Here is a 16,935-nt window from a genome sequence, read left to right on the forward strand (position 1 = left end):
GCGTGCCCCTTATGCTGCGTTGGCTGTCACTCCAGCGGATTCTGCTTCCTTCACGATTTCTACCAACTGCTTATTTTGTGTGGCCAACTGCTTAACGGCCCCTTGAAGCTCTTCTGACAACGAAATCAAACGGAAGTGCTCATCGATAGCTGTCGTCAGTGTCTGCTGGTGCTGAACAATCTTCGACAAAAGATTACCAACGTCGTGAGCTACAACAGTCAACATTGCACCGCCTGCCGTGAGATTTTGACGATTCTCCGAAGAAATCTGATTCCAAAGCCCCTTGAGCCAAGCCTGCTCGGCAACCTCAGAATAGGCTTTATTCATGTTCTGCAGATAAAGGTGAATGTTCGAGCATAACGTCAACATCTCACCCGTTTCCGCCGCGAGTTTCTCGAAAATATTACGTACCTCTATAATGCGCTCCTCCCTTACCTCGTCCTCGGCCTTCAGGGCGAGTGTGGACAGAATTGCATTCAGCTTCTTGTAATCCACTTTAGACAAGACTCCTGAGGCAATCACCATCCCGACAACACCAGTTAGAGCCGCCACTCCCGTAACCACTGCTCCCCGTGAAAACTTCGTTACTTCGGAAAAAACAATAAGTTCATTAAAGTGTCGGCATCCCAGGATTTTCCCTAATTGTTTGTCGTCCTCATCCTGTGCATGCTCCGCCTCAACATCATCCCGAATTTCAAGCACACGATCCGGTGCAACCTTCATCACCCGAGCAAGGGTTTCGTGTAATGCCAACTCCTTGCGCTTAACAGTATCGCTGGCCAAAGCCATTGAATAGGTAAACCGAAGAATCTGATCCTTGCCACCTGCATCTTGCGATGCACATATCTTGCCCAGAACCTTTTCCATGGAGCTTGACTCAGCTTTCTTATACAAAGCTTCCGCCTCGGAAAAGAAAACGGCTAAGAACTCCTTCTTAACCTCTTCGAGCACATCCAGATTCTTAATGAAAAACGTAAGGATGCGCTCTTCCTCTTGGTCAACTTCGTCATCACATCTGGTCATGAAGTATCCGGCCGTAAGCATGGGCTTAACCTGCTTGATAATCTTTTCCCCAATATGTCGCCGAAACAACCGAAACAAGGCTTCATCATCCAGGTTGCTGGTAAATGGCACCCTTAATTTCTTCATGAGAAGTTCTGTGCTGGCTCGCAGGATGGTGCTCTGCTCAGCAGTGGGGTCGGAAATGTTTGCAGCTGTCTGCAATTCTTTAAAGAATATCGTAGGCAGCTCACTCTCGGATGCCGTTCTAGCACTCTTTCTAACAGCAACATCTTCGGCCATATCCATGAGCAGCTCACGAACCTCTTCAGCACTCATGAGTGCGTAATAGTATACCAAATTCCTCACATTTCCCCCTAACTAAATTATCGAACAACCCTTCACCAGTGAAATCACAAGGCGTCAAACCTACTCGTTTCTAATTTAGCCCATTAGACCAACCAGCTAAAGTGTATTGTTAAAAATAAGAAACTTGACTAATGACTGACATTGGGTTTCTTGGAGCAAAAAAGAAGGGTGGAGCATTCCCTTCACCTCCTCCTACCGCAGCTTCTAACTCATCTGACGTTTTCAGGGGCTGGAGGATTTCCCGCTTTCCAATCGCCTCACGGCAGTCTGCCGGAACGGCTAGTCGGAAGTATAGGGTCTTGCCCCGTGGGATGACGTTTTTCATGGTAATAGTAATAACCATAATTGCTCCAAATTTTGTAGCATAAATTTGTAGCAAAACGCATTTTTCTCTAGGTTTTTAGGTATTTCCTAGAGAAAAAGGGAAGGTGGCGGAGAGAGAGGGATTCGAACCCCCGGAAGCTTGCGCCTCTCCGGTTTTCAAGACCGGTACCTTAAACCACTCAGACATCTCTCCTAAATCTGTTTTTGAGCCAACGGCGTCCCCAACCTGACTTGAGATACCGCTCTCTCTTTTCCGCTGTGTTCCTGTCTGGATGTTCCTCCAGAAAAACCCGCTCCCAAGGGCGGAAAGCCTTGGTCGATTTTACTCGGCCCGCATTGTGCGATTTTAAGCGCTCATCGGGCGGTGCCTTAAACCCGCGTGATGGCTCTTCGAGCCAAACGCGGCCGTCTGCACTCAGACATCTCTCCGTTTGGAAGAGGCGGAATGTATAAAGACCGGTGCTTTCAACGCAAGTCCATTCTGCTGGAAACCTTCGGCTGCTGGGTGTTCGAACCCCCTGGGGTAAAAAAAGGAATCATACCAAATTAAACTGATTTGAATTTTTTACCACAGAGTTCACTGAGACGCAGAGGGTGGCAGATATATTGGTTGCTCTGTGCCTCCGTGCGCTCTGTGGTGAGACTCTTCAGGTTAATTGCCTATCAGCAAAGTTCCGTATTACCCGTGAACCTTAAACCGGTAATGAACCTCGAAATACGTAGCCGCGGCAAAGGCCGCAACCATTTTTTTTAAACCACAGAGCATCCAGCCCCTCTGCGACTCAGTGTCCTCTAGCGTTGCGGGTGGTGAAAACTTGTTAGGAAAACAAGAAATTGACGGATAGATTAACCCTGGGGTTCGCAATAAAAAGGGAGACCCGAGGGTCTCCCTTGCTAATACGGCACGCTTCGATGGGCTGGATTATTTTTTCTTCGGCTCTTTTTCCAGCTCGGCCCAGGCGGAGCGTTTGTCCATGGCGCGGATTTGCTGCATGCGCGGCGGGGTGAGTTTGTTGCGGAAGGGAATCTTTCCCGAGGTTTTTTCCCAGCGCACCACGGTCTGGTGGGAGACGTCGGCGAGCTTGGCCAATTCCATTTGTGTGATGCCGAGGCGCTTGCGCAACGAGAGGACGCCTTTGCCGGAGATCCAGAAATTTTGCGCGGACTCATCGTCGGCTTGAACGGGAAGCGGCTTGTCGCTCGCCTTTTGTAGCCATGCGATTTCACTTTGCAATTCGGTAACATCGCGCCGGAGGTTGGCGATCAATTTTCGTTGGGCCGCGTTGACTCGCTTGATGGGCTCGAGTTCCTTTTTGATTTCCTTGCGGGCCAGGCGGCCGATTTCCGTTTTCAGTTCATTCATTAACGACATGCTGCTTCTCCTTTGTTTTGTAGTTGGAGTTTTAGGGGAATGTGGATTAATCCGCAAGAAACAATGACATTTTCCGTGTTTCGGCTAGATCATGAAGTCGATGATGGGCGGGTTTTCGGCGGAGATGAGCTCGGCGAGATCGGCCACGGTGATGGCCCCGGTCTGTTTGCGCAGGGAGTGGGTCAGCCGGTTCCAGATCTCGGTGGCCGTGTTTGTGTCGTGGTCGGAAACGAGTTCGAGTTTGCCTTCGAACAGCTCGATGATTTCGAGCAACGTGATTTCCGCGGAGGGACGGTCGAGCATATAGCCGCCATTGCGCCCGCGCACGGTTCTCACCAGCCCGGCGTTGCGCATCGGGATCAGGATCTGCTCGATGTAGGCGATCGAAATCCCTTGCTTGCGCGCCACCTCCTTGCCGCTGACGGGGGAGGCATCGCCCCCGTCGGCGGCAATCTGCGCAAGGATGCGCAAGCCGTATCTTGGCTTGGTGGAGAGTTTCAACGCGGTCTCCTAGATGGTGTATTCCGGGAAGACGTTTTGGCGGTTGAGCTCGGTGGTGATCTGTGCAATGGCGTCGTTGCGGTCGATCTCTTCCCCAAGCTTCAGGTCGATGAAGTGGTCATCGACCGGGCTTTGGCCGACGCTGATCACCAGCAGTTCGTTGGGGGAGTTGAGGTGTTTGAGCAACGACAACTCATAGGCATCGATCCGATCCAGTGCGCTGATGAAGATCAGGCCGGCATCGGTCAGGATGCGGCCGAGCTCGCCGATGCGGCGGATGTGCTCCTCCCGGTTCTGGAAGTTGTTTTCCAGGTCGGCGTCGAGACCTTCCATCAGGCTGTTGACGCCGAGGTAGAAGGATTGGTTGCGATTGTTGAACAACTTGAGTTCCAGGAATTTTGCCAGGTCGTTTTTCTTCGCGGCATTTCCGATGAAGAGTACGGCCTTGCCCTTGTGTCCGTTGCGGTTGGCGCGCACCCCGGCATCGATCTGGCTCTTTTCCCAGAGGAACTCGCGGCGGTCGACGCTGCCCACGGTTGCGGATTCGCCTCCGACGTCGGCGCCGGGTTTGTCCACCGTGAGGCGGCCTTCGATCATGCCTGCTCCGGCGGTGGTGTTGGAGATCGGGTCGATGAGGATGAAGCTGCCGGTTTCGCGGTTTTTCGCATAGGGGTCGAAGAAGAGCGGCAGGTGGGTGGCCAGCACAATGCGGCCGATCTCGTTGAGCTTCAGCTCGGTGGTCGGATTCTTTTCCAAGGTGTTGACATCGACGCTGAACTTGAGTTCGGAAATGCTGGCCTTGGTGGTGCGGCTGGTATGCCGGATCACATAGGTCTTACCCTCCTTGAGCGGGGTTTCGGTCATCCAGACAATGGAGGCTTCGAGATGGCTGGAAATGTGCGGGACGTTTTCCGCATGCACGATCATCTCGCCGTTGGAAATGTCGATCTCGTCGTTGAGTTCGAGCGTGACCGCCTGCGACGCAAACGCTTCCTCGAGGTCGCCGTCGGCCGTGACGATGCGCTTGATGGTGGATTCCTTGAGCGAGGGCAACGCCTTGATCTTGTCGCCGGGGCGGACGGTGCCCGAGGCCACGGTGCCGGCGAAGCCGCGGAAGTCGAGGTTCGGGCGGCTGACGAGCTGCACCGGGAAGCGGAAGTCGTCGAGGTTGAGTCCGGCGGCCACATCGACCTCCTCGAGGATGGGCAGCAGCGGCTCGCCTTTGTACCACGCCGTCTTATCGGATTTCTCCACCACGTTGTCGCCCTTGAGCGCGGAAATGGGAATGAAACTGACGTTCGGCAGATTGAGGTCGGCGCTGAATTCCTCGAAATCGGCTTTGATGGAGTGGAAGACGGCTTCGTCGTAATCCTTCAAGTCCATCTTGTTCACGACCACGACGATGTGCTTGAGGCCAAGCAACGAGACGAGGAAGGTGTGGCGCTTGGTCTGGGTGATGACGCCGTAGCGCGCATCGATAAGGATGAGCGCCAGGTCGGCGGTGGAGGCTCCGGTGGCCATGTTGCGGGTGTACTGCTCGTGGCCGGGGGTGTCGGCAATGATGAACTTGCGCTTGGGCGTGGCGAAGTAGCGGTAGGCGACATCGATGGTGATGCCTTGCTCGCGCTCGGCCTTGAGGCCGTCGAGGAGCAGGGCGTAGTCGATCTCGCCTTCGCCGGCGTTGCCGACTTTTTCGGAGTCGGCGTGCAGGGCGCTGAGCTGGTCGTCGAATATCAGCTTGCTGTCGTAGAGCAGGCGGCCGATCAGGGTTGATTTCCCGTCGTCCACCGATCCGCAGGTCAGCAGGCGCAGCAGGCTTTTGTTTTCGTGTTGGTTCAAGAAATTATCGATATCCATGGTTTTGTCCTTACGTAATTCGTAACGAGTGATGCGTAATTTGGGTTTAGAAGTAGCCTTCGCGTTTTTTCTGTTCCATCGAGGAGTCGGAGTCTTTGTCGATGGCGCGGGTGGAGCGTTCGCTGAGGCGGGTGGTCATCATTTCCTCCACGATTTTTTCGACGGTGTCGGCCTCGGAGGCAATGGCGCCGGTGAGGGGGTAGCAACCGAGGGTTCGGAAGCGGATCATCTCTTCGCGGGGCGTTTGGCCGTCGAGCGGCAGGCGGTCGTCGTCGACCATGACGGTCATGCCGTTGTATTCGACCACCGTGCGCTTCTTGGCGAAGTAGAGCGGCACGATCGGAAGGTTTTCGAGTCGGATGTATTGCCAGATGTCGAGCTCCGTCCAGTTGGAGAGCGGGAAGACGCGGACGCTTTCGCCGGGATTGATGCGGGCGTTGTAGTTTGCCCAGAGCTCGGGGCGCTGGTTTTTCGGGTCCCATTGGTGATGCTGGTCGCGGAAGGAAAAGATGCGCTCCTTGGCGCGCGACTTTTCCTCGTCGCGGCGGGCGCCGCCGAAGGCGCAGTCGAACTTGTATTTATCCAGACCCGCCAGCAGCGCCTGCGTTTTCATGAGGTCGGTATATTTGCGGCTTCCCAGCTCGAAGGGGTTGGCGCCCGCCGCTTTGCCTTCAGCGTTCTGGTGAACAATCAGGTCCAGACCCTCGTCTTTGCAGAACTGGTCGCGGAACTGGATCATCTCCTTGAACTTGAAGGTGGAGTCGATGTGCATGAGCGGGAAGGGCACTTTGCCCGGATAGAACGCCTTTTGCGCAAGGCGCACCATGACGCCCGAATCCTTGCCGATCGAATAGAGCATGACCGGATTCTCGAACTGGCTGTAGGCATCGCGGATGATGCGGATGCTCTCCGCTTCCAACTGTTTCAACTGGCTGAGCTGATATTTCATGGATGGTTTCCTATTGGTTTAAATCCTTGGTTCTAACAATTTTTCCATCGGCCACATGCAGGCCGCATTCCTTCTGTTCCGGCGCTTCCCACCACCAGCGGCCGGCACGGATATCCTCGCCGGGCTGGATGGCCCGGGTGCAGCAGGCGCAGCCGATGCTCACGAAGCCCTGGGCGTGCAGCGGATTGCAGGGCACGCCGTTTTGCTGGATATAGGCGCGCACATCGTCGAGCGACCAATCGATGAGCGGGTTGAATTTGGGAAGGTTGTTGGCGGCATCCCACTCGATTGCGTGCATCCCGGTGCGGGTGGGCGACTGGTCGCGACGCAGCCCGCAGATCCAGCCGCTGGATTGGCCGAGCATGCGCCGGAGCGGCTGCATCTTGCGCACGCCGCAGCAGCGCTTGCGCGACTCGATGCTCTTGCGGAAAAGGTTGATGCCTTCCTCGGCCACCATTCGCTCCACCTCGTTTGCATCGGGGAATGTGGTTTTGATCTTCAGGCCATACGTTGACTCGGTGGTGGCGATCAGCTCGTAGGTTTCGGGGAAGAGCCGGCCAGTATCGAGGGTGAAAACAGGAATATTCAACCCGCCTTTTGCAATGATATCGGTGATGACCTGGTCTTCCTCCCCGAGCGAGGTCGCGAAAACAGGGAATTCGAGGTGGGTGGCGGCAAAAGCGACGATCTCCTGCGCAGATGCTTCGGAAAGCTCGTTTTGCAGGGATTCGATTAGGTTTTCGGTAATTTTTTCCATGATCGGTTTCGGGTCCTTTTCGTGTCAACAGGGCAATAACCTAAATAGATGATCGGAATAGTAAAGTAAAAAGTGAGTAAAATTATAATGTATAGTGTGTATTAATGGTATTTGATGCCGTTTCGGAGGCGGTTGGCGGAAAAGTCGGGGAATTGTGTTTGCAAAGCCCGATTTGTTCAGTAAATTTTGAACATCATGAATGGTGCGACCGACAGCCTACGAACGTTGAACGAACTCGAGAGCGAAGTGATTGCTCTGTTTGTCCGTATGGCCGATGTGCTGAACCTGCCGCGCTCGGTGGGGGAGCTCTACGGCATCCTGTTCATTTCCACCGATCCGCTCTGTCTCGACGATTGCCGGCTGAGATTGAACATCAGCAAGGGGTCGACGAGCCAGGGGCTAAAGATCCTGCGTTCGTTCGGGGCCATCCGGACGGTCTATATTCCGGGCGACCGCAAGGATTACTATGTGGCCGAAACCTCGTTGCGCAAAATTGCGTCGGGTTTCGCCAGCGAGCAGATCCAGCCGCATGTCGCCAGCGGCGCGGACCGCATCGACCGCATTCGCGCATTGCTTGATCGGCATGTGGGCGAAGAGCGCGAGGATTTGCTGGAAAAAATCGATCTGCTGGAAAACTGGCAGCGCCGGGCCGGGAAGACGCTGCCGCTCGTGTTGAAGTTGATAGGCGGTAGCTAGGCCATGGAAGAGACCTTCCAGTTTGAAAAGGGCGAGCATTGGTATTGCGTGCGCGCGAAGCCCAAGAAGGAGCGGATGGCGGCGGCCAACCTGGCTTCGATGCATGGGCTGGAGGTTTTCTGCCCGCAGATCCGCTTCCGCCGCAAAACCGTACGCGGCCCCGTTTGGTTCCAGGAGGCGATGTTCCCCGGCTATCTGTTTGCGCGGTTCGACATGTTCGACATGAAGCGCGCCGTTTCCTACGCGGTCGGCGTCATGAACATTCCCCAGTTCAACAACCGATATGTGCCCGTTCCCGACCCCATGATCGAAGCCCTGAAAAGCGATCTCGACGAAGGCGATGTGGTGGACGGCGGTGTTCCGCTCGAAGTGGGCGACGAAACCACGATTTTGGAAGGGTCGATGCGCGGCCTTAAGGTGAAGGTGATCAAGGTTATGCCGGCGGAGGATCGAGTTGCGGTTCTGCTGGAGATGCTCGGCACACTGGTGGAAGCCGAGTTCCCGTCGGAAGCCTTGGAGCACCGCCCCAAGCACAGGGTGGCGACGGAAGACTGATTCCGCCACACCGGATATCCCATGGTTGGGTATTCAAAACAATTTGAGGATGCATGGAAGGTTTCAGCCAAAAGGGCTGAACGACCGAGGGCGGAAGCCTGTACAAATGGAGTTATGTCATGTGTGGAATCGTAGGGTATTTTGGAAAACGCAATGCATCGGATATTCTGGTCGACGGTCTGCGGCGGATGGAATACCGGGGGTATGACTCGGCTGGAGTGGCCTGTTTGCACGGCGGGAAAATCGGTGTTGTAAAGAACCCCGGGAAGATCAAGGCGCTTAGGGAAAAGGTGGATGCCTCCGGGGTGGAGACGCTTCGGGCAGCAACGCTGGGCATCGGCCATACGCGCTGGGCCACGCACGGCCCGCCCAACGAGGTCAACGCACACCCGCACCTCGATGCCTCCGGCCATTTCGCCATGGTGCACAACGGGATCATCGAGAACTACAAGCAGATCCGCGCCAAGCTCGCGCAAAACGGGATCGAATGCATTTCCGACACCGATTCCGAAACCCTCATCCAACTGATTGCCTATTGCTACAAGGACAACCTCGAGAAGGCGGTTAGCGAAGCGCTGAAGAAGGTCAAGGGCACCTATGGCATTGTTGTTATGACCGACAAGGAGCCGGGCAAGCTGGTGACGGCCCGTTGCGGCAGTCCGATTGTCCTTGGTTTGGGCAAGGAGGAAACCGTTATTGCCAGCGATGCCTCCGCCATTATCCCGCACACCCGCGATGCGGTCTATCTCGAAGACTTCGATATGGCGGTGATCACCGCGGACGGCGTGCAAATGTTCGATCTCCAGCACGCTCCGATCAACCGCGAAACCACGAAAATGGATTGGGAAGACGGCGCCGCCGAAAAGGGGGAATACGACCACTTCATGCTCAAGGAAATGTTCGAGCAGCCCGATGCCATCCGTAACGCCATCCGCGGTCGCCTCGATTTCGACATGGGAACGGCCATCCTTTCCGGGCTCGATTTTTCCCCGCGCGACGCCGCGCAAATCGGGCGCGTTCTCGTGGTCGGTTGCGGCACCTCGATGCACGCGGGCATGGTGGGCGAGTATGCCTTCGAGGAAATGGCCGGCATTCCCGCAGAAGTGGAGCAGGCCGCCGAATTCCGCTACCGCAACCCGATCGTCACCCCGCACGACCTCGTGCTGGCCATCAGCCAGTCGGGCGAAACCGCCGACACCCTCGCCGCCGTGCGCGAGGCCAAGCACAAGGGCGCGATTGTCGCCGGCATCTGCAATGTGGTCGGTTCCACCATTGCGCGCGAAACCGGGCGGGGCGTCTACCTGCATGCCGGCCCCGAAATCGGCGTTGCCTCCACCAAGGCCTTCACCTGCCAGGTTTCGGTCATGCTGATGATGGCGCTTAAGATTGCCCGGACGCGTCGACTGCCCCGGCACGAGGGCGAAGAGCTTTCCCGTTGGATCGAAAAGTTGCCGGAGCTGGTCGAAAAGGTGCTGGAGCAGAACGAAGCCATCAAGGTGGTTGCGCAAAAATATGCCCAGTGCGAAAACGCATTCTTCATCGGGCGTGGGTATCTCTTCCCGGTGGCGCTCGAAGGGGCGCTCAAGCTCAAGGAAATCAGCTATGTGCATGCCGAGGGCTACCACGCCGCCGAGCTCAAGCACGGCCCGATTGCCCTGCTTCAGGAAAACACCCCGGTTGTGGCGTTGCTCAACAATATTCCCGGCAAGGACAAGACGCTTGGAAACGCCGAGGAGTGCAAGGCGCGCAATGCGCCGGTCATTGCCGTCGTTAGCGAAGGCGACGAAGCAATCGCCGATGAATTCGATGATGTGATTGTTGTCCCCAACTGCCCGCCCTGCATCACCCCCATCCCGACCGTGGTGGCGCTCCAGTTGCTTTCCTACCACATCGCCGCCGCACGCGGCTGCGAGATCGACCAACCCCGCAACCTCGCAAAATCCGTTACGGTGGAATAGGGTAGGGGAAACAAGCCGTCGTGTTGAAAGTAGTGGTAACTGGAGGAGCTGGCTTCATTGGGTCGGCGGTTTGCCGCCACCTGGTGAAGGACAAGGCATGCGAGGTGCTGAACCTCGACAAGCTGACCTATGCCGGGGTTCCGGAGTCGTTGAAGGAAATCGAGGACAGCCCGCTCTACCGCTTTGAGAAAGCGGATGTTTGCGACAAAACCGCCGTTGCGGCAATTTTTGCGGATTACCAACCCGACGCGGTGATGCACCTAGCGGCGGAATCGCACGTAGACCGGTCGATCGATGGCCCGGCGACATTCATTGAAACCAATATTGTCGGCACCTACACGATGCTGGAATGTGCCCGCGACTATTGGAATGGGCTTTCGGAAGGAAAGAAAGAGAGGTTCCGTTTCCACCACATTTCAACCGACGAGGTCTATGGCTCGCTTGGGGACGATGGCTTGTTCGAGGAAACCACACCCTATGATCCGCGTTCACCCTATTCGGCGAGCAAGGCCTCGAGCGATCATTTGGTAAAGGCCTGGTTCCACACCTATGGACTACCGGTCGTGATCACCAATTGCTCGAATAACTATGGCCCGTACCATTTTCCCGAAAAACTGATCCCGCTCGTGATCCTGAACGCACTGGATGAAAAACCGTTGCCGATCTATGGCAAGGGCGACAACATTCGCGACTGGCTCTACGTTGAAGACCACGCAAAAGCCCTGGTGGCCGTGGTCGCGTCCGGCGAGTTGGGCGAAACCTACAACGTCGGGGGCCGCAACGAACGCACCAACCTTGAAGTCGTGGAAACCATCTGCTCCATTCTCGACGAGCTCCGCCCGCGCACCGAAGGTTCCTACAAGGATTTGATCACCTTCGTTGCCGACCGCCCCGGGCACGATGCTCGCTATGCGATTGACGCCACCAAGCTTGAAACCGAGCTGGGTTGGAAGGCGCAGGAAAACTTCGATACCGGTATTCGTCGCACGATCCAATGGTATCTCGACAACGACTGGTGGTGGCGCCCGATCCGCGAGGGACGCTACTCGGGCGAACGTTTGGGGAAGGCATAAAGGGGGAAATGGGATGAAGGGAATTATACTTGCGGGCGGATCGGGGACCCGGCTCTATCCTCTGACCCAGGTGGTGAGCAAGCAGATGCTGCCGGTCTACGACAAGCCGATGATCTATTATCCGCTGTCGACCCTGATGCTGGCGGGGATCCGTGATGTGTTGATCATCAGCACACCGCACGACCTTCCCTTGTTTAAAACGCTATTGGGGGATGGTTCAAAGATCGGCATGAAGTTTAGCTACGCCGAGCAACCGAGTCCGGATGGTTTGGCGCAGGCCTTCATTATCGGCAAGGAGTTCATTGGTGATGACTCGGTGGCCTTGGTGCTGGGCGACAATATTTTTTATGGACACGGTTTCCCCGGAATGTTGGCAGAGGCTGCCGGGAGGAAGTGCGGGGCAACCATCTTTACTTACCCCGTTCGGGATCCGGAACGCTATGGGGTTGTGGAACTCGATGCAACCGGGCAACCGATTTCGATTGAGGAAAAGCCTGCGGCGCCAAAATCAAACATGGCCGTTACCGGCCTCTATTTCTTCGATGGTCGTGTGGTGGCTCTTGCCGAACAGTTGACACCTTCCGCGCGCGGCGAATTGGAGGTAACGGATCTGATCCGCCGGTACATGGAATGGGGTGAGCTGGATATGGTCAACCTTGGGCGAGGATTTGCCTGGCTCGATACCGGTACGCATGATGCTTTGCACGATGCGGCAAGTTATGTTGAAACGATTGAGAAGCGGCAGGGTTTGAAGATTTCCTGCATCGAGGAAATCGCGTTTCGTCGAGGGTACATAGAAGTCGGCCAGTTGAAGGCTTTGGGACTGGCGATGAAGAACAATAGCTATGGCCAATACCTGTTGGGCTTGGTTAAACGACGTTATTAGGTAAAAAAAAGGGAACACATGAAAAAGGCATTGATTACCGGGATCACCGGGCAGGATGGATCGTACTTGACCGAATTCTTGATCGGCAAGGGCTATGAGGTGCACGGCATCATCCGTCGGGCGAGTACGTTCAACACGCTTCGCATCGATCACCTCTACCAGGATCAGCACGAAGGAAACCCGCAGATGATCCTGCACCATGGCGATCTTACCGACTCAAGCAACCTCAACCGCATGATCGAGCAGATCGGGCCAGCCGAAATCTACAACCTTGCGGCGCAATCGCACGTGCAGGTTTCGTTCGAGGTGCCGGAATACACCGCCGAGGCCGACGCGCTGGGCGTGCTACGCTTTCTCGACGCGATCAAGGAGACCGGGATCAATGCCCGTTTCTACCAGGCTTCGACTTCGGAGCTTTACGGGAAGGTAATGGAGGTTCCGCAGACGGAAACCACGCCGTTCTACCCGCGCTCACCCTATGCCGTGGCCAAGCAGTATGGCTACTGGATCACCAAGAACTACCGGGAGTCGTACAATCTTCACGCCAGCAACGGCATCCTGTTCAATCACGAGTCCCCGCGCCGTGGCGAAACCTTCGTAACCCGCAAGATCACCATGGCCGTGGCCCGTATCCATCGCGGTCTCCAGGACTGTCTCTACATGGGCAACATCGATGCCCTGCGCGACTGGGGCTATGCGCCCGACTATGTCGAGATGATGTGGATGATGCTTCAGCAAGACACGCCCGACGACTATGTGGTGGCCACCGGTGAAATGCATACCGTGCGCGAATTCATTGAAAAATCCTTCGAGCACGTGGGCCGGAAGATCGAATGGAAGGGCTCCGAGGTGGACGAAGAGGGCATCGACACCTCGACCGGCAAGACCGTGGTCCGCATCGACCCGCGCTACTACCGCCCCTGCGAAGTTGAGCAGCTCCTCGGGGATCCCTCGAAAGCCAAGCGCCAGCTGGGTTGGGAACCCAAGGTCAAGTTTGCTGAACTCGTCCAGATCATGACCGACGGCGATCTTCGACTGCTGGATGATCCAAAGTATGAGGTGGGCTTTTAGTCGTCGGTTGTTCTGTTGATGGTTGCTGGGGAGGTTCCTCGGAATGAATACGTTTGAGGATTTGGAGTGCTATATGTTGGCAAGGAAGCTCCGCAAAGAGGTGTCTTTGTTCTGCAAAACCCTTCCGCGAGAAGAGGAATATCGGCTCAAGGATCAGATCATCAGGTCTTCCCGTTCCATTACCGCGAATATCGCCGAAGGCTATGGGCGTCACCATCATCAGGAAAATATTCAGTTCTGCCGTACCGCGCGTGGTTCCCTAACTGAGACGTTGGAACACCTGAATGTAGCTTTGGACGAAGAATATCTAACGGCAGAAGTATATGGCACCCTAAGGGTGTTGCTTGAAGATGCATGGAAGGTGCTTAATGGGTACATTTCCTATCTCAAGCGTTGTGCTGCTAATGGTGTTCCCGATAATTGAACAGCAAGTCAACAACTCAGCAACTTGGATTCTTAGACATGAACTCAGCAACCAACAACCAACAACCAACAACCAGCATCCCGCGCGATGCGCGGATCTACGTCGCCGGCCATTTGGGGCTCGTTGGTTCCGGCATCTGGCGCGCGCTGGAACGGCATGGCTACACCAATTTGATTGGCAAGTCGGTCGATGAAGTCGATCTGATCAACCAGCAGGCGGTCGATGATTTCTTTGCTTCGGAAAAGCCGGAGTATGTCGTGCTGGTCGCCGCCAAGGTGGGGGGCATTGTCGCCAACAACACCTACCGAGGACAGTTCATCTATGAAAACATGATGATCGAGATGAACGTCATCCATGCAGCAAAAAAGCATGGCGTGAAAAAGCTGCTGTTCCTGGGGTCGAGCTGCATCTATCCCAAGCTCGCGCCGCAGCCGATGAAGGAGGAGCATCTCTTGACCGGGCCCCTGGAGCCGACCAACGAACCGTACGCCATTGCCAAGATCGCCGGCATCCGGTTGTGCGATGCCTACAACCGGCAGTACGGCACGAACTTTATTTCCGCCATGCCGACCAACATGTATGGCCCGGGCGACAACTACCACCCGGAAAACTCGCACGTGCTCCCGGCCTTCATCCGCCGTTTCCATGAGGCGAAAGAACAAGGGGTGGAAAAGGTGAGTTGCTGGGGCAGTGGATCGCCATTCCGGGAATTCCTCTATAGTGACGACCTGGCTGAAGCGTGTGTCTTCCTGCTTGAGAAGATCGACTATTCCGATGTGGCGTTCGAGGACGAAACCGGCACGGTGCAGTCGCACGTCAATGTTGGTTCCGGCAAGGAGACCTCCATCAAGGAGCTCGCCGAAACTGTTGCTTCTGTTGTTGGCTACAAAGGCGAAATCGAGTGGGATACCTCCAAACCCGACGGCACCCCGCGCAAATTGATGGACTCCTCCAAGCTCATGAGCCTCGGCTGGTCGCCCAAGATCGACATGCGGGAAGGCATCGCCCGCGCCTATGAGGATTTTAAACAGAGATATCTGTAATAGTCTTTGTAAAACAGCTATTTACGTTCCATGGGAATATCCAAGGCACATTTGAATACACACACGGGCGATGTCGGGTTTGATGTCCAGCGACTCGCGGATGTCATCCAAGCGCGTTATGGCGATGTGGCATTCTGCCTGTTGCTCGGGTCTGCCGTTGATGGAACCGTTCGGGAAGGATCTGATTTGTTGGATTAACCGCGTTCCCTGTCGGTCGGCTTCTTTTTCCTTCCATCTAGTAAAAAATACTAACAACGAGTTTCGTAAAAATGTAAGAATTTGTTTGTGATGGTTTTGACTTTGGGCTATTAGGTTTACCTGTTCGCGGTTGCGAATGTTGGTTGTTGAATCTAATCACTGAAGGGGAAACATCATGAATAAGTTGGTCGTTGTGTTGTTTGTTGTTGGGTTGGGTTTAGGTGTGAATGCGGAAATGGTCTATTTTAAAGGGATTGATGCATCGACCATTACAACGGGAGACCTTTTGGAAGGGGTTCGGAACCTGGGGATTACAACCAATGTCCAGGAAATAATGGGTTTGTTGATTTCTGCGCGTTCGGGTGAGACCAATCAGCAACTGAATGCCAATAATTCATACTTTGGCATCAACGATACGTTGACCACGAATGATGTGGCGGATGCTTTTGATGTTGGCGAACGAATGATCATTTCTTTTAGCAAGGATATTCAAGTTAATAGGCTGGACTTTAACCAGTTTACCGCAGGGGAATCCATTACGGTCTCAGTTGCAGGTGACGTTTTTGAGATCCACGATCTAGAATTGACCCATAGAGGTAGCGACTATCTCGATACCAACCTGGTGGTTGCCGCTGGTGCCGAGATTGAATTCTATACGACCGGTTCCAGCGTGGTAGGGTTGGATGGCATCGACTTAACGGTTCTTGGAGGATCGGGGGAATTGCTCCTGTCCCTGATCCCATCGAATCATATGACCCATGTGACTGCCCACTTTGATGGAGCCGCCACCACGAACTATATACTGCAATCCTGCACGAACATGGTTTCGAATGCCTGGGTAAATGTATCGTCTTTTGTCGGCGACACCAACTGGGTGTTCAATGCCACGAACGACGTTGAATACTATCGCGCCATCATCGACTAGCCATGAGAGCCTGGGGATTCATGGTTTTGCTGGTTTTGTTGCCCATGGCCGGGGTGGCGGATCAGCTGGTGGCTTGGAATGTCGATGGGATCGATGTTGAAGCCGGTCTTATTCCGGGGGATTCCTATGGATTGGGTGCAACAACCCCGCACGTCTCCGGAAAGATCTCGGGAATGCTGAGTCTTGGAGGGGGAGTCAATCCCAGCACCACGGCTGGGCAGTACGGCTTCAAGGTGTCTGAAGCCAACGAGCAGACGACACTGTCCGGGGCAATCGCGGAAAACCACTATATCCAGTTTACGCTTGTGGCCGATTCCGGTTATCGATTCGATCTGTTTTCCATCGACCTGAATGGCGAATCCACTGGAAGTGGGTGCGATAATGTCGCCATCCTGTCGAGTGTGGATGGATTCAGTGACGCCGATGCAATGATGGAGTTGGCCAATCGTCAAGGTGTGACGGGCGGCTTCGATACGGATGGTAGTGGATGGGGGAGTCCCATTGATCTAACGGCTTCCGGGTATCAGGATCTAAGTACGGTAACCTTCCGCATCTACGGATGGAACAGCACCTCCGGCAGTGGAGTCACCTACATCCGCAACCTGTCCGGCGACGACCTCGTCGTCAACGGCACGCTCAAGGCCATCCCCGAACCGGCGGTGATGGGATTCATCGGCTTGGTTGGCATCGGGGCGCTGGTTGCACGCAGATTTGTGGAGTGATCCGCAGCGCATGTGCCAACGGCACAACACAACTTAGCCTTGGACGCAGTCCAAGGGGCATGGAGAAAAAGAACTATTTGCCCTGAATGGGCAACACAAGACGGCTGTTGTGCTGCCCCTTATTGGAAAAACCGATGATCGTTGTTCTGGGGAAAAGTTAAGGCCAATGGTTTTTGAATATTTACGGGGCTTGTCGTAACCGCCCTTGAGTTGACGAAAGAATAAGCCGGTCGGGAGTTTTCGCCTTTAACGGTTT

The 16,935-nt window shown here is 55.0% G+C and carries 19 protein-coding genes and 1 tRNA gene; 11 read left to right on the forward strand and 9 right to left on the reverse strand.

The genetic code is table 11. From position 1 onward, the window contains the following. Positions 1 to 9 precede the first annotated feature (9 nt). The 9 genes from E9954_RS03290 to E9954_RS03325 all read right to left on the reverse strand — a co-directional run bounded on the left by E9954_RS03290 (position 10) and on the right by E9954_RS03325 (position 7,128). Complete coding sequence (locus E9954_RS03290; RefSeq protein ID WP_168441925.1) at positions 10 to 1,338, reverse strand: hypothetical protein; 1,329 nt, start codon at positions 1,336 to 1,338, stop codon at positions 10 to 12. A gap of 139 nt (positions 1,339 to 1,477) precedes the next feature. Beyond that, a complete protein-coding gene (locus E9954_RS33795; protein ID WP_407947710.1) occupies positions 1,478 to 1,711 on the reverse strand; it encodes a DUF6538 domain-containing protein in 234 nt (77 codons plus the stop codon). Between the two features lie 86 nt (positions 1,712 to 1,797). Next, positions 1,798 to 1,885, reverse strand: a tRNA-Ser gene (locus E9954_RS03295). Next, the gene (locus E9954_RS33800; protein ID WP_136080126.1) at positions 1,872 to 2,111 is read right to left on the reverse strand and encodes a GIY-YIG nuclease family protein; all 240 of its coding nucleotides are present in this window, start codon (positions 2,109 to 2,111) and stop codon (positions 1,872 to 1,874) included. Before E9954_RS33800 ends, E9954_RS03295 begins: the two co-directional genes overlap by 14 nt. A 503-nt stretch (positions 2,112 to 2,614) precedes the next feature. Continuing rightward, positions 2,615 to 3,064, reverse strand: a complete 450-nt coding sequence (locus tag E9954_RS03305; protein WP_136077814.1) for a helix-turn-helix domain-containing protein — start codon at positions 3,062 to 3,064, stop codon at positions 2,615 to 2,617. Positions 3,065 to 3,148: 84 nt separating this feature from the next. Continuing rightward, positions 3,149 to 3,565, reverse strand: coding sequence for an RrF2 family transcriptional regulator (locus E9954_RS03310; protein ID WP_136077815.1), 417 nt, complete (start codon positions 3,563 to 3,565; stop codon positions 3,149 to 3,151). Positions 3,566 to 3,574: 9 nt separating this feature from the next. Next, the gene (gene cysN / locus E9954_RS03315) at positions 3,575 to 5,422 is read right to left on the reverse strand and encodes a sulfate adenylyltransferase subunit CysN (RefSeq protein ID WP_136077816.1); all 1,848 of its coding nucleotides are present in this window, start codon (positions 5,420 to 5,422) and stop codon (positions 3,575 to 3,577) included. Between the two features lie 46 nt (positions 5,423 to 5,468). Further along, the gene (gene cysD, locus E9954_RS03320) at positions 5,469 to 6,371 is read right to left on the reverse strand and encodes a sulfate adenylyltransferase subunit CysD (protein ID WP_136077817.1); all 903 of its coding nucleotides are present in this window, start codon (positions 6,369 to 6,371) and stop codon (positions 5,469 to 5,471) included. Positions 6,372 to 6,381: 10 nt separating this feature from the next. Then, a complete protein-coding gene (locus E9954_RS03325) occupies positions 6,382 to 7,128 on the reverse strand; it encodes a phosphoadenylyl-sulfate reductase (protein ID WP_136077818.1) in 747 nt (248 codons plus the stop codon). Positions 7,129 to 7,323: 195 nt separating this feature from the next. Between E9954_RS03325 and E9954_RS03330 the strand changes: the two genes are divergently transcribed. From E9954_RS03330 to E9954_RS03375, 11 genes are all read left to right on the forward strand, one after another. Continuing rightward, positions 7,324 to 7,824 carry a GbsR/MarR family transcriptional regulator gene (locus E9954_RS03330; protein WP_136077819.1) on the forward strand — a complete coding sequence of 167 codons (501 nt, stop codon included), beginning with the start codon at positions 7,324 to 7,326 and terminating at the stop codon, positions 7,822 to 7,824. A 3-nt stretch (positions 7,825 to 7,827) separates the two neighbouring features. Then, entirely contained in the window at positions 7,828 to 8,379 is a 552-nt protein-coding gene (locus tag E9954_RS03335) for a transcription termination/antitermination NusG family protein (RefSeq protein ID WP_136077820.1), read from the forward strand. A gap of 119 nt (positions 8,380 to 8,498) precedes the next feature. Continuing rightward, positions 8,499 to 10,337, forward strand: coding sequence for a glutamine--fructose-6-phosphate transaminase (isomerizing) (glmS, locus tag E9954_RS03340; protein WP_136077821.1), 1,839 nt, complete (start codon positions 8,499 to 8,501; stop codon positions 10,335 to 10,337). 23 nt (positions 10,338 to 10,360) lie between these two features. Continuing rightward, positions 10,361 to 11,410, forward strand: coding sequence for a dTDP-glucose 4,6-dehydratase (rfbB, locus tag E9954_RS03345; protein ID WP_136080127.1), 1,050 nt, complete (start codon positions 10,361 to 10,363; stop codon positions 11,408 to 11,410). A gap of 13 nt (positions 11,411 to 11,423) precedes the next feature. Then, entirely contained in the window at positions 11,424 to 12,296 is an 873-nt protein-coding gene (gene rfbA / locus E9954_RS03350; RefSeq protein ID WP_136077822.1) for a glucose-1-phosphate thymidylyltransferase RfbA, read from the forward strand. Between the two features lie 18 nt (positions 12,297 to 12,314). Continuing rightward, complete coding sequence (gmd, locus tag E9954_RS03355) at positions 12,315 to 13,367, forward strand: GDP-mannose 4,6-dehydratase (protein ID WP_136077823.1); 1,053 nt, start codon at positions 12,315 to 12,317, stop codon at positions 13,365 to 13,367. Positions 13,368 to 13,410: 43 nt separating this feature from the next. Beyond that, positions 13,411 to 13,791: a four helix bundle protein gene (locus tag E9954_RS03360; protein WP_136077824.1), complete on the forward strand. Its 381-nt coding sequence runs from the start codon at positions 13,411 to 13,413 to the stop codon at positions 13,789 to 13,791. Positions 13,792 to 13,829: 38 nt separating this feature from the next. Then, positions 13,830 to 14,834 (forward strand): GDP-L-fucose synthase family protein, encoded by a 1,005-nt coding sequence (locus E9954_RS03365; RefSeq protein ID WP_168441926.1) that lies wholly within the window; start codon positions 13,830 to 13,832, stop codon positions 14,832 to 14,834. Positions 14,835 to 14,885: 51 nt separating this feature from the next. After that, a complete protein-coding gene (locus tag E9954_RS32250) occupies positions 14,886 to 15,032 on the forward strand; it encodes a nucleotidyltransferase family protein (protein WP_168441927.1) in 147 nt (48 codons plus the stop codon). A gap of 175 nt (positions 15,033 to 15,207) precedes the next feature. Beyond that, complete coding sequence (locus E9954_RS03370) at positions 15,208 to 15,957, forward strand: hypothetical protein (protein WP_136077825.1); 750 nt, start codon at positions 15,208 to 15,210, stop codon at positions 15,955 to 15,957. A gap of 20 nt (positions 15,958 to 15,977) precedes the next feature. Then, positions 15,978 to 16,679 carry a hypothetical protein gene (locus E9954_RS03375; RefSeq protein ID WP_168441928.1) on the forward strand — a complete coding sequence of 234 codons (702 nt, stop codon included), beginning with the start codon at positions 15,978 to 15,980 and terminating at the stop codon, positions 16,677 to 16,679. The last annotated feature ends 256 nt before the right edge of the window (positions 16,680 to 16,935 follow it).

Origin of the sequence: Pontiella desulfatans (genome assembly GCF_900890425.1) — a bacterium.
In the GTDB taxonomy this organism is placed as follows: domain Bacteria; phylum Verrucomicrobiota; class Kiritimatiellia; order Kiritimatiellales; family Pontiellaceae; genus Pontiella; species Pontiella desulfatans.

Bases quoted from the DNA above. Each gene is read 5' to 3' on its own strand.
- E9954_RS03290 (WP_168441925.1), bottom strand. From the start codon at position 1,338: ATGAGTGCTGAAGAGGTTCGTGAGCTGCTCATGGATATGGCCGAAGAT.
- E9954_RS33795 (WP_407947710.1), bottom strand. From the start codon at position 1,711: ATGGTTATTACTATTACCATGAAAAACGTCATCCCACGGGGCAAGACC.
- E9954_RS03305 (WP_136077814.1), bottom strand. From the start codon at position 3,064: ATGTCGTTAATGAATGAACTGAAAACGGAAATCGGCCGCCTGGCCCGC.
- cysN (WP_136077816.1), bottom strand. From the start codon at position 5,422: ATGGATATCGATAATTTCTTGAACCAACACGAAAACAAAAGCCTGCTG.
- cysD (WP_136077817.1), bottom strand. From the start codon at position 6,371: ATGAAATATCAGCTCAGCCAGTTGAAACAGTTGGAAGCGGAGAGCATC.
- E9954_RS03325 (WP_136077818.1), bottom strand. From the start codon at position 7,128: ATGGAAAAAATTACCGAAAACCTAATCGAATCCCTGCAAAACGAGCTT.
- E9954_RS03330 (WP_136077819.1), top strand. From the start codon at position 7,324: ATGAATGGTGCGACCGACAGCCTACGAACGTTGAACGAACTCGAGAGC.
- E9954_RS03335 (WP_136077820.1), top strand. From the start codon at position 7,828: ATGGAAGAGACCTTCCAGTTTGAAAAGGGCGAGCATTGGTATTGCGTG.
- glmS (WP_136077821.1), top strand. From the start codon at position 8,499: ATGTGTGGAATCGTAGGGTATTTTGGAAAACGCAATGCATCGGATATT.
- rfbA (WP_136077822.1), top strand. From the start codon at position 11,424: ATGAAGGGAATTATACTTGCGGGCGGATCGGGGACCCGGCTCTATCCT.
- gmd (WP_136077823.1), top strand. From the start codon at position 12,315: ATGAAAAAGGCATTGATTACCGGGATCACCGGGCAGGATGGATCGTAC.
- E9954_RS03360 (WP_136077824.1), top strand. From the start codon at position 13,411: ATGAATACGTTTGAGGATTTGGAGTGCTATATGTTGGCAAGGAAGCTC.
- E9954_RS03365 (WP_168441926.1), top strand. From the start codon at position 13,830: ATGAACTCAGCAACCAACAACCAACAACCAACAACCAGCATCCCGCGC.
- E9954_RS03370 (WP_136077825.1), top strand. From the start codon at position 15,208: ATGAATAAGTTGGTCGTTGTGTTGTTTGTTGTTGGGTTGGGTTTAGGT.
- E9954_RS03375 (WP_168441928.1), top strand. From the start codon at position 15,978: ATGGTTTTGCTGGTTTTGTTGCCCATGGCCGGGGTGGCGGATCAGCTG.